Source organism: Microcella putealis, from assembly GCF_004216575.1.
GTDB lineage: Bacteria > Actinomycetota > Actinomycetes > Actinomycetales > Microbacteriaceae > Microcella > Microcella putealis.
In genome coordinates, this window is the sequence record NZ_SGWW01000004.1 from 21,625 (window position 1) to 31,883 (window position 10,259).

Below are 10,259 nucleotides of genomic sequence, written 5' to 3' on the forward strand. Positions count from 1 at the left end.
CAAAGGAAAAACACCCCGTGTCTAAGCGCATCGAAGTCAACGACCTCAACGTCTACTACGGCAAGTTCAAGGCCGTCGAAGACGTCACCCTCACCATCGAGCCGCGCAGTGTGACGGCCTTCATCGGGCCGTCGGGCTGCGGCAAGTCGACGTTCATCCGCACGCTCAACCGCATGCACGAGGTGATCCCCGGCGCCTACGTCGAGGGCGAGGTGCTCGTCGACGGCAACAACCTCTACGGCCCCGGCGTCGACCCCGTGCTCGTGCGCCGCCAGGTCGGCATGGTGTTCCAGCGCCCGAACCCCTTCCCCACGATGTCAATCCGCGACAACGTGCTCGCCGGCGTCACCCTCAACAACCGCCGCATCAGCAAGAGCGACGCCGACGACCTCGTCGAGAAGTCGTTGCAGGGCGCGAACCTCTGGAACGAGGTCAAAGACCGCCTCGACCGCCCCGGCTCTGGCCTCTCGGGCGGTCAGCAGCAGCGCCTCTGCATTGCGCGCGCCATCGCCGTTGAGCCCGAGGTGATCTTGATGGACGAGCCCTGCTCGGCCCTCGACCCCATCTCGACGCTCGCCATCGAAGACCTCATCGAAGAGCTCAAGCAGGACTACACGATCGTCATCGTGACCCACAACATGCAGCAGGCCTCGCGGGTGTCCGACAAGACCGCCTTCTTCAACATCGCCGGAACCGGCATGCCCGGCAAGCTCATCGAATACGACGATACGTCGGTCATCTTCTCGAACCCCTCGGTCAAGGCGACCGAGGACTACGTCTCGGGCAAGTTCGGGTGAGCCCCGTCACTCAGGATGCTCCGCGCGCGGCCCAGGGACCGCGAACGTTCCGCCGCGTGGCCGGCACGACGGCCCTGCGCGAGCTGTGCCGCGACACGGATCGGCAGCTGATCTCGGCGGGGGTCGACTACGTCGCCCACCGCGATGCGGCCGAGCTGCTCGTCGCCCTGGCCAGCGACGCGCCCGACGTCGTGCTGACGCCCGCCACCCCGTCGGGCGTCTCGCTCGACGCTCTGGTGTCGACCGTGCACCAGTGGGCGAACGTGCCCGTCGTCGTCGCGATTGACTCGGCCGCGATCGACAACGCCGACGCGCAGCGCGCGCTCGACGCGGGCGCGAACGCCCTGCTGCCCACGCCGTTCACGGCCGAAGAACTGCGCCGCTGCCTCATGGGGCTCGGCCTGCCCAGCTCGCCCCACGCCCCCGCCGTGATCGTCGGCGACCTGCACATCGACACCGCCGCCCACCTCGTCAGTTACGCAGGCAACGACGTGCGCCTCACCCACCGAGAGTTTTCGATGCTGCACACGATCGCCTCGCGGGCCCCCCGCCTCGTCTCGGCCCACGACCTTGCGCGTCAGTTCTCGCCCGACGTCGACCCGGAGGCCGGGGCGCGGGCGGTGCGCGTGATGATCGGATCGATCCGCGCGAAGCTGGGGGCAGCATCCGAATCGGGGCTGTCGCCCATCGAAACGGTGCGCGGCGTCGGCTACCGCGTGCGGGTCGAGTGAACAGACGGTGAACACTGTGCGGGGACGACGCTCCCGCGTGGCGCAGTAGATCGACGCCGATCTATTCTTCGAGCAGGGCAACGGATGCGCCCGAACCGAAGGAGCGCGACATGATCGACCCCCACGACGACACAACGGTTCCCGACGTCGTCACCCGCATCGCCGAGCGGCTGACGGCCCGATACGCGGGCATCGTCAGCGCAGAAACCGTGGCCGCGATCGTCGACGACAGCTACCGCCAGCTCGCCGCGCGTGCCTCAATCCGCCGCTATCTGGCGTCGTTGACCGGCCACTTCGCCGCGGAACGTCTGGCAGCCATTCGACGTGCATCCGTCTCGCTGAGCGATCGCCCCGCCTCGGTGCTGTTCGTCTGCGTCGAGAACGCCGGACGCTCCCAGCTTGCCTCGGCGCTGCTCGCCGCAGAACTGGGCGACGGGGTCACCATTGCGAGCGCCGGATCACAGCCGGGCTCGGCCGTCAGCCCCCTCCTGGCCGACGCGCTCGACGAGCTCGGCGTGCCCCTCGGCACCGCCTACCCCAAGCCCCTCACCGACGAGCTCGTGCGGGGAGCCGACTTCGTGATCACGATGGGCTGCGGTGACGCGTGCCCCGTCCACCCGGGCCGCAAGTACGAAGACTGGGCGATCCCGGCGCCTGACGCCGTGAACCTCGACAGTGTGCGCGCCGCACGCGACGCGATTGCCGAGCACGTGAGCAGCCTCGCCGCCGAGATCCGCGCGGCGCGCGCCCACGCGTAGCGCGCACGAACGAGGGCCGTTTGCGCGTCGCCCCCGCTCATCGGGCGCGGCCGCGCGCGCGTCCGTCCGAACAGCACGGATGCGCGGCGTGCGTTACGCCTCGGTGGTCGCGATCGCGACGATCGGCTCGCTCGTCGGCTGCGGGCTGCCGTCGGCCGGTTCGACCGTGACACCCACGACCGTGCCGGCGACAAACTCGCCGTCGAGCACCTGCACGACCTCGCCACTGCCGTCGACCGTGAACAGGCCGGCCGGCGCGATCTCGTCGCCCGTGATGTACCAGAGGGCGTACGCCTCATCGCTTGACAGCTCGTCGAGACCGTCGAACACCATGACCGAGACGCCGAGCGACTCGGAACTCACGAGGCTCGCCGTGGCGCCGCCCGCGACCTCGCTTGAGGCGACCGTCGCGTCGGGCGCGGCAACAACCTGCGCGAGCACCTGCTGGTCGTTCGCCGCCGGGTTCACGAGGTCGGCGGCAAAGACGCCGCCGAAGAACAAGGCAACCGCCGCGGCAGCCGCCGCCACGAGGGATGCGGGGCGCGAGAACCAGCGAGCGTTCGCCTTCTCGCTCGCCAAACCGCTCATCGGGATCGGCGCGGGAGCCGCCGCCGGGGTCGCGCTCACGGCGGCGAGGGTCGGAGCGCGGTGCGCGGCAGCGTGAGACGGCGCGGCAGCGTCAGACGGCGCGGCCGTGGGCTCCGTGGGCGCCGCCGGCGCCTGCTCGCGGGGCAGCTGCGGCGTCGCCGCCACCTGGGCCATCAGCGACTGCTTCAGACCCGCAGACGGGGCGACCGGCGCGGTGGCCGCGCCGAGCATCCCGGAAACCTCGCGCAGCGACTCAACCTCGCGCTGCAGCTCTGGCGACGTCGCCAACACGCTCTCAAACGCGGCCGCCTCGTCGGCGTCCAACGCTCCGAGCGCATAAGCGGCGGCGGTCTCGAGCATGTCGTTCGACAGAGCACTCATGACGCCACCCCCAATTCTGTGCGCAGGCGTATCAGGCCGTCGCGCAATCGTGTCTTAACTGTTCCGAGCGGAATGTTCAGCATCTCGGCCACCTCGCTCTGCGTGTAGCCGCCGTAGTAAGCGAGTTCGACCGCCTGCCGTTGCAGGTCGCTCAACCTCGCCATCGCCTTCTCCACTCGCTTGTGTTCGATGCTGATCTCGGCGCTCTCCGACACGGTGTCGACCTCGCGGCCGAGATCGCGGATGCCAATCTTGGTGTCCCGATCACGGCTTGCCTGGGCGCTACGCACCCGGTCAATCGCGCGTCGGTGAGCCATCGTGAGCATCCACGTCACCGCTTTCCCCTTATTCGGATCGAAGCGGGAAGCGGTTTGCCACACCTCCAACAGAACCTCCTGCACGACCTCCTCCGACTGCGCGTGGTCTTTCAACACGTGGCGCACGAGGCCGAGCATGCGGGAAGCCATCAGGTCGTACAGCTCGCTGAACGCGCGCTGATCCCCGTCGGCAACGCGAACGAGCAGGGCGGTCGCCTGATCGACGACGGGCGCTGCGTCGACGTCGGTCGCAACGGGCAGGTCTGGATGCACGCATACAGCATCCCAGGTCGCGTGCGGTCGACGTGCGCATTCGCTGAGAACGCTCTGGATGCGCGTGGCCGGGTTCGGGCGCTGAGTCCGGTCGCCGGGCGCCCGGACACGCAGGAAGGGCCGGGCGGGAAAACCCGCCCGGCCCTTCACCGGATCACTAGTCGGAGGAACGACTGTGAGTACTCAGCTCCGAGTTACTGGATGCCGAGGTTCGTCGCGATGCCGCCGGCAAGCGCCGTGGCGGTCATCGGCATGTGGCTCGCGGCCTCCTTGAGGAGGTCGAAGTAGGCCGGGTCACCCGCGATGTTGGCGTCAATCGCCGCGATCAGGGTGGTGGCGTGCATCTCGAGCTCAGCCTGAACAGCCTCGGCGGGCAGCTCGGGAACGACCGAGTTGATCAGCTCACCGAACGACACGGCGTAGGCGCCGAGGTCAGCAACAGCCTGGTCGGCCATCGCCTGGTCGCCGGTCGCCTGACCGAGCGTGTAGTTCACGAAGAACGGGATGTGCGAGCGCCACGAGTCGAGGAACGGCTGCTCAGCGTCGGGGTACGCCGAGCCGACCAGCGCGGCAACCTCGACCGAGTTCTCGTCGAGCGCGGCAACCGCGGCCTGAACGGCCGGGGTCTCCAGGTCGCCGCCGTCGGCGAGGGCCTGGTTGATCGCGGCACCGGCGAGGTACACGTGGTCGGCGAGCAGGGCGGTCAGCTGCGCGCGCAGGTTCGCGCCGTCGCTGTTGACCGTGTCGATGGCGGGAGCCTCGGCCTCGGGGGCCTCCTGCTCCATCGTGGGCTCCTCGGCCGGGGCCTCCGCCTCAGCGGCGCAACCGGACAGAACGAGGGCGGCAGCCAGGCCGAGGCCGGCGAATGCAGTTACCTTGCGCATGATGCTTGTCTCCTTGGTGTGTGGTGATGTGTGCCGAAGTGGCGGTGGTTCAGGGGCGTGAGCCGCGCATCCGCTATTCCGCGGCCTCGACGATGACGCTGGCGTTCATCGTCAGGTGCGGTTCGCAGAAGTACGGGTACTCCCCCGGTTCGGTGAAGGTGAAGGAGAAGGTGTCCCCCTCCTGCCCCATCGGCGCGAGCGCGTGACGGAACAGGTCATCGGCCTCTTGGCTGCCGCGGAGACCGGTGGTCTCGTTGACGTCCCCCCAGAGGCCCGACGTGATCGTGTGACCGATCGCCTCGCCGTTGCGCCACGTCACCGTGGTCCCGACGGGCACCGTGATCGTCGGCGGGGTGAACCGCAGGCCGATCGTGATGACCTCGCCTGGGCCAGGCTCAATGGGCGCGTCCGACTCGTCGGAACCATCGCTCGGCTCCCCATTCATCGCGTCCGGGGCGGTGGATGCACTCGGTGCGGTGGGCTCGGAGGTTGCGTCGTCGGCGGTGGTCGCCGGCGTGCATCCCGAGACCGCGACGAGAGCAACCAGCGCCGCGGTAAGCACCCAGGGGGTGCGACGCGAAGCGCGGGAGCTGAGCGTGGTCGATGTCATGCCCCGTGTTCGGGGGCACGGGCATTTGGGTTTGGCCGGGTGGGGTGCACTCGGCTGACTCTCAGCTTCGGGGGCCTGCGTTCGGGCGGGCGGTGGGTGCCCGATGCCCGGTGTGCGCGGGGCGGAGGCACGACGTGCGCGGGCACGAAAAAGCCGGCCCGCAGAACGCCTCTCGGCGCGAGGCCGCTCGTAGCGGCGAAATTTGGAGCCCGGGGTTACTGCGGACCGGCTAGTAAACACTAACTGCAGTGCGCTCTGGTCTATTCCGCTGGCTGCCAGGTGCGGTGGGAGGTCGGGCGTGTCGGGGACGCGGGTGCCGGGCGCTTCGGCACGCTCATGCGGATCGGGCGGCGCACCTCAGAGTCTGCTCAATGATGGCTCTCTGCTCGGCCGCTGCGCGTCTGCCGCACGTCGACGCGCGTGCGCCCACGTCGACGCGCGTGCCGCTCATCGACACCGCTGTGCTCACGTCGACTGTTCGGCACTCTGGGCGCAGAGTTGCACCGAGACAAGGGTTCACGTCGAAACGGGCCGGCGCGGAGGGTTATCTCGACGCAAACCCTTGTCTCGAGGCGAGTTCATGCGAGTTTGCGCAACAAGTGCGGGTCTCCGACAGCACGACGTGCGCAAAGCCGCACGTCCACGACGAGCAGGAGCCTCTTTGGTGAGGCGGAGGCGCAACAAACTGTGTCCAGGCCGGCGAAGTGCGTCCAGCGCGGGCGGCCGGGCGAGCGCGGGCGGCGGGGACGGCACGCGCGGGCGGGCGGGCGCGGCGGGGCTGCGGGTGGCGGGGCGGCGGAGGCGGCGGGGCGGCGGAGGCGGCGGGGCGGCGGAGGCGGCGGAGGCGGCGGAGGCGGCGGGGCGGCGGAGGCGGCGGGGCGGCGGAGGCGGCGGGGCGGCGGAGGCGGCGGGCTCCGCCGCCGCTAGTCGAGGGTGCCGCGGCGCTCGAGCGCGGCGCAGGCCGTGAAGTCTTCCGCGCTGCCGGCGAGACGGGATGCGCGCCCCGTCATGGCCCCGGCGCGCGCGTCGTCGAGGCCGGCATCCGCGTCGTCGGCGAGGTCGGCTGCACCCGCGGCCGACACCCGGCAGAACGCGGCGGCCCGCTCGAGGGCGACCGCGAAGTCGCCCGAGAACGCGCCGCGCAGCACCTCGTCGGCGAGCCGCAGGATCTCGTCTGGCCCGGTGGGCGCCTCGGCTCCGGCAACGACGACGTGCGCCGACGCGGCGAGCACCTCGGAACCGCGTTGGTAGATGAGGGCGGTGCCCCGTGCATCCTGCCGAATCATGGCGCGCAGCAGCGACAGTCGCCACAGCGCGCCCGGCAGCGTGCGGGGGCCGGCCTGCGCCCAGAGCTCGGCGAGCGTGTCGAGCCCGTGCTCGTCGGTGTACGCGACCATGCGCTCGACCACGTCGGCGTCGTCGGTGGCGCGCACCCGGTGCACGAGGGCGCGGGCGCTGTCGTGCGCGATGCGCAGCTGCACGGCCGGGTCGATGCCGCCCTCGTACGCCTCGAAGTGCGACGAGGGCACGCGCATCGGGCGGTGGGGACGCTCAGCCATGGCCGCCACGCTACCCCCGCGCGCTGGGCGCCGCGGGCCGGTACGCTGGGGGGCGGGCCTCTAGCTCAGTTGGCAGAGCAGCGGACTTTTAATCCGCGGGTCGTCGGTTCGAGCCCGACGGGGCCCACCACATCACCCTCGTCGCGTCGGCGCACGTCGCGCGCATCAGAACGGATGCGCATCACGCGTCTACGACGAGCGTTTTCGCGAATGACGGATGCGCGCCCCACGCCCCGTTCGTCAGTTGCGGAAGCCGTCGCGCGGGCCCGGCGTGTCTTTCGTTACGGCGAGCTCGCCGATCACCGTCTCGCCGTCAGAGAGGTAGACGCTGACGGCGAACGTCGCCTCGGGGTCGGCGCTCGAGCGGGCAAGGTTGCGCTGCTGGTCGAGCTCGGTGACGCGCACGTAGCCGAACTCACCGTTCTCGGCCGCGGCGGGGATCAGCTGCGGAACCTCGCCGTTGGCGGGGCTGCCGTAGGTCTCGCCCGCAGCGTTGACCGCGTACTCGACCTCGCCACCGACGATCGTCTGCCCGGCCGTCGCGGGCGGGGCGAGCAGGTCGCCCAGCATCGGAGCGGCAACCACGGCTGCGCCGACGACGAGCACTCCGGCCGCGGTGAGGGCGATCGCTTTGGGGCTGAACTGCATGGTGGCGCTCCGGCTTCATCGTGCGCGGGGTAACCACGGCGGGCGCGCAGGGGGCCGTGTTTCTGCCCCCGCGCTCATCCAAGCAGTCGGGCGCGGGCGGGGTCACCCCCCGTTCACGGGCGGCTCACCTTTCACCTTTTGCCGGCTACGCCGGGCGGCAGATGCCCCAGCCGCCGCTCCAGCTTTCGCCGGGCTCGAGCCAGCGCAGGCCGAGGCCCGAGTTGAGCGCGTCAGCGGGCGCCGTCATCGGCTCGATCGCGACCGCCGTGACCATCTCGCCGCTCGGCGCCGCGAACTGGCGGGTGATGAACACCTGCAGCCACTCCCAGTCGCCGTCTTGCCACACCTCGGTCTCGGAGCCGTCGGGCGCCGACAGCACCGTGCGAATCATGCCGTCATCGTCGCGGCCGACCTTCCACGCGTCGTCGAGCTCGAGGCTCGAGATGACGTGGCCGTTGGTGAGGTCGCGGGAACCTTCGGCCGGTTCGAATCCGACCGGATTGAGCCGCGCATCCACGATGACGTGTTCGAGGGTGCGCGCGGTGATCGTCAGCGTTTCGACGTCGTGATCGCCGACCCGAATGAACGGATGCGCGCCCAACGCAAACGGGGCGCGCTCGGTGCCCTGGTTGGTCACCTCGTGGGAGACGCGGATGCCGTTGCCGGTGAGCGCGTAGGTGACGGTCGTCCAGAGGCGGAAGGGCCAGCCGTGCTGCGGCACGATCGCGGCGCCGAGGGTGACGGAGTCGGTCGCGCGCTCGACGAGGCGGTACGGGGTGTTGCGGAGCAGCCCGTGGATCGCGTTGTTCTTGTCGACCTCGGTGATGTCGAGCTGTTGGGCGGCGTCATTGTGCACCCAGCGGCCGTCGCGGATGCGGTTCGGCCACGGAGCGAGCACGATGCCGGCAGCCCACGGTGGGGTGCGCGTTTCGGCGTACGGCTGCACGAGCTCGTGGCCGTCGACGCTGAGGGCGCGCAGGCCGGCGGCGACCTCGACGATGGTGGCCTCGACCGGGCCGTGGGCTCCGTCGTGGTGGAGGACGTACTGCTCGCCGGTCGGGGGGAGGGCGACGGATTCGGGGGTGGTGGACGTGGTCACAGGCTCAGCCTATTCCGGGGCCAACACGCACAGGTGACTGGGGTGCGCGGCACTTTCGCGCCGCGTCATGCGCGGAGGGCGTCGCGGAGTGCGGGGCTGCGGGGGGGCATGTCTCGGTCGGCGTGGGTGCTGGGTGGGTGGCCGGGTGGGGTGAGGGCGTAGCTGGGCCCGGCGCGTCGGATTTCCCACCCGTTGTTGTGGGCGAGGAGGTGGTGGTGTCGGCAGAGGAGGATTCCATCGGCGATGTCTGTTCGGCCGGTATCTCTCTGCCAGTGGTTGATGTGGTGGGCTTCACACCAGCTGGGTGGTCGTTCGCAGCCGGGCCAGCGGCATCCGCCGTCGCGGGCGGCGAGCGCGATGCGTTGGGCGCGGCTGAATAGGCGTCGGTCGCGGCCGAGGTTCAGCGGTTGGCCGGTGTCGTCGACGGTGATCGTGATGGTGCCGCCGGTGCACGCGAGCCGTTCGACCGTGTCGATGCTGATCGGGTCGGGCTGACCTTCGAGCCAGCCGCGGCCGGAACGGGCGGTGAGAGTCTTCGCGGCGACGATGACGCGCACGGAGCCGGGTGCGTCGCCGAGCACACCGCTGGTGTCGGCGGAGAGTCCTTGGCGGAGCAGTTCGGCGAACATGTCGCTGGCGTACTGCTCGGGCGTGCGGCCATCAGTGGGCTCGGCGCCGCGGCCATCACCGTCGGCCGCGTCGACGCTAGGGCACGCTGCGGTGTTGTCGGTGCTGCTCTTGTCGTCGCTAAAGGCGGGGGTGCGGCGGCGGGGGTTGGTGACGCGGTCGTAGATGTCGCTCACGATGGCGAAGGTTTCGGGGTCGAGTTCCCAGTGCGCCCAGCCCATGCCGTTCGCTCGCCGGCCCAGACGGAACGATCGCTGCTCACGCCGCTCAGCCTCACGGTCGGCGACACCGGCGAGGTCGAGCTCGTCGCGCACGGCTCGTGCTTCGCGGCCGGCGCGGTCAGCATCGAGACCCTCAACACGGTCGATCAAGGAGCCTGCGGCCGCATCGAGCGCGCCCGCGTCGACACCAGCGCCCGGCCGCCCGAGGCCGGTAGTGATCGCATCCGCGACGGCCACACTCACTCGACCATTCAGCACAGCCGCCCCAACCGCGGTCGCCGAACCAGCGACCGCGCCCACACGGACGGCGGTGCGGGCGGCAGCCTGGCGCGTTCCGGTGGTGACGCGCACCAACTCATCGGGGGTACGGTGCCCCGTGCGTTGCGCGAGCCCGTTAGAGCCCAGCTCGGGTGCTGACCGGCGGGCAATTTCGCCCGCCAACAGAGAGACGTGCAGTTCGGCCAGGCGCACCTCGTCGGCGGCGACCCGGGTCAACTCGAGCAGCGCGTCGTCATCGAGCGAACGCAAGAGATCAATCTCGCGGGGCACCGCGTCGAGGGCCGCAACAGCAGCACTCAGCAAAGCGCCCAGGTCGGCGGAAGCATCCACACGAGTGGGTGTCGCGTTCATGGGTGGCTCCTTCCGCGGATTTCTGGTGTGATTCGAATATATGTTCGACCACCGACATTCGGGACAGGGATACCCACAAGGAGCGACGAACAGAGGCAACGTGCCCTGTGGAGGAGCGCGGAGGGGGAAAGGGAAG

At 70.3% G+C, this 10,259-nt stretch carries 11 protein-coding genes and 1 tRNA gene; 4 read left to right on the forward strand and 8 right to left on the reverse strand.

Annotation, left to right across the window (positions count from 1 at the left end; genetic code table 11):
* Window positions 1-17: 17 nt before the first annotated feature.
* The 3 genes from pstB to EV141_RS10055 all read left to right on the forward strand — a co-directional run bounded on the left by pstB (window position 18) and on the right by EV141_RS10055 (window position 2,286).
* Window positions 18-797, forward strand: coding sequence for a phosphate ABC transporter ATP-binding protein PstB (gene pstB, locus EV141_RS10045; protein WP_130485849.1), 780 nt, complete (start codon window positions 18-20; stop codon window positions 795-797).
* A gap of 56 nt (window positions 798-853) precedes the next feature.
* On the forward strand, window positions 854-1,528 hold the full coding sequence (locus EV141_RS10050) for a winged helix-turn-helix transcriptional regulator (RefSeq protein WP_130485850.1): 675 nt from the start codon (window positions 854-856) through the stop codon (window positions 1,526-1,528).
* Between the two features lie 110 nt (window positions 1,529-1,638).
* Window positions 1,639-2,286 (forward strand): arsenate-mycothiol transferase ArsC, encoded by a 648-nt coding sequence (locus EV141_RS10055; protein WP_130485851.1) that lies wholly within the window; start codon window positions 1,639-1,641, stop codon window positions 2,284-2,286.
* A gap of 93 nt (window positions 2,287-2,379) precedes the next feature.
* On the opposite strand, the gene EV141_RS10060 is transcribed toward EV141_RS10055, so the two are convergent.
* The 5 genes from EV141_RS10060 to EV141_RS10080 all read right to left on the reverse strand — a co-directional run bounded on the left by EV141_RS10060 (window position 2,380) and on the right by EV141_RS10080 (window position 6,898).
* A complete protein-coding gene (locus tag EV141_RS10060; RefSeq protein ID WP_130485852.1) occupies window positions 2,380-3,255 on the reverse strand; it encodes an anti-sigma factor in 876 nt (291 codons plus the stop codon).
* Entirely contained in the window at window positions 3,252-3,845 is a 594-nt protein-coding gene (sigK, locus tag EV141_RS10065) for an ECF RNA polymerase sigma factor SigK (RefSeq protein WP_375880269.1), read from the reverse strand. The genes EV141_RS10060 and sigK overlap by 4 nt, the downstream gene beginning before the upstream one ends.
* 194 nt (window positions 3,846-4,039) lie before the next feature.
* Window positions 4,040-4,729 carry a hypothetical protein gene (locus EV141_RS10070; RefSeq protein WP_130485853.1) on the reverse strand — a complete coding sequence of 230 codons (690 nt, stop codon included), beginning with the start codon at window positions 4,727-4,729 and terminating at the stop codon, window positions 4,040-4,042.
* A 73-nt stretch (window positions 4,730-4,802) separates the two neighbouring features.
* Complete coding sequence (locus tag EV141_RS10075) at window positions 4,803-5,339, reverse strand: cupredoxin domain-containing protein (RefSeq protein WP_241969217.1); 537 nt, start codon at window positions 5,337-5,339, stop codon at window positions 4,803-4,805.
* Between the two features lie 923 nt (window positions 5,340-6,262).
* A complete protein-coding gene (locus EV141_RS10080; RefSeq protein ID WP_130485854.1) occupies window positions 6,263-6,898 on the reverse strand; it encodes a DNA-directed RNA polymerase subunit beta in 636 nt (211 codons plus the stop codon).
* A gap of 54 nt (window positions 6,899-6,952) precedes the next feature.
* Between EV141_RS10080 and EV141_RS10085 the strand changes: the two genes are divergently transcribed.
* Window positions 6,953-7,028, forward strand: a tRNA-Lys gene (locus tag EV141_RS10085).
* Between the two features lie 110 nt (window positions 7,029-7,138).
* On the opposite strand, the gene EV141_RS10090 is transcribed toward EV141_RS10085, so the two are convergent.
* The 3 genes from EV141_RS10090 to EV141_RS10100 all read right to left on the reverse strand — a co-directional run bounded on the left by EV141_RS10090 (window position 7,139) and on the right by EV141_RS10100 (window position 10,123).
* Window positions 7,139-7,546: a hypothetical protein gene (locus tag EV141_RS10090; RefSeq protein WP_130485855.1), complete on the reverse strand. Its 408-nt coding sequence runs from the start codon at window positions 7,544-7,546 to the stop codon at window positions 7,139-7,141.
* A gap of 145 nt (window positions 7,547-7,691) precedes the next feature.
* Window positions 7,692-8,645 (reverse strand): aldose 1-epimerase family protein, encoded by a 954-nt coding sequence (locus tag EV141_RS10095; protein WP_130485856.1) that lies wholly within the window; start codon window positions 8,643-8,645, stop codon window positions 7,692-7,694.
* 65 nt (window positions 8,646-8,710) lie between these two features.
* Window positions 8,711-10,123, reverse strand: a complete 1,413-nt coding sequence (locus EV141_RS10100) for an HNH endonuclease signature motif containing protein (protein WP_130485857.1) — start codon at window positions 10,121-10,123, stop codon at window positions 8,711-8,713.
* Window positions 10,124-10,259 lie beyond the last annotated feature (136 nt).

Coding starts and splice junctions, on each gene's coding strand:
- EV141_RS10060 (WP_130485852.1), bottom strand. CDS start 3,255: ATGAGTGCTCTGTCGAACGACATGCTCGAGACCGCCGCCGCTTATGCG.
- EV141_RS10090 (WP_130485855.1), bottom strand. CDS start 7,546: ATGCAGTTCAGCCCCAAAGCGATCGCCCTCACCGCGGCCGGAGTGCTC.
- EV141_RS10055 (WP_130485851.1), top strand. CDS start 1,639: ATGATCGACCCCCACGACGACACAACGGTTCCCGACGTCGTCACCCGC.
- EV141_RS10075 (WP_241969217.1), bottom strand. CDS start 5,339: ATGACATCGACCACGCTCAGCTCCCGCGCTTCGCGTCGCACCCCCTGG.
- EV141_RS10100 (WP_130485857.1), bottom strand. CDS start 10,123: ATGAACGCGACACCCACTCGTGTGGATGCTTCCGCCGACCTGGGCGCT.
- EV141_RS10070 (WP_130485853.1), bottom strand. CDS start 4,729: ATGCGCAAGGTAACTGCATTCGCCGGCCTCGGCCTGGCTGCCGCCCTC.
- EV141_RS10080 (WP_130485854.1), bottom strand. CDS start 6,898: ATGGCTGAGCGTCCCCACCGCCCGATGCGCGTGCCCTCGTCGCACTTC.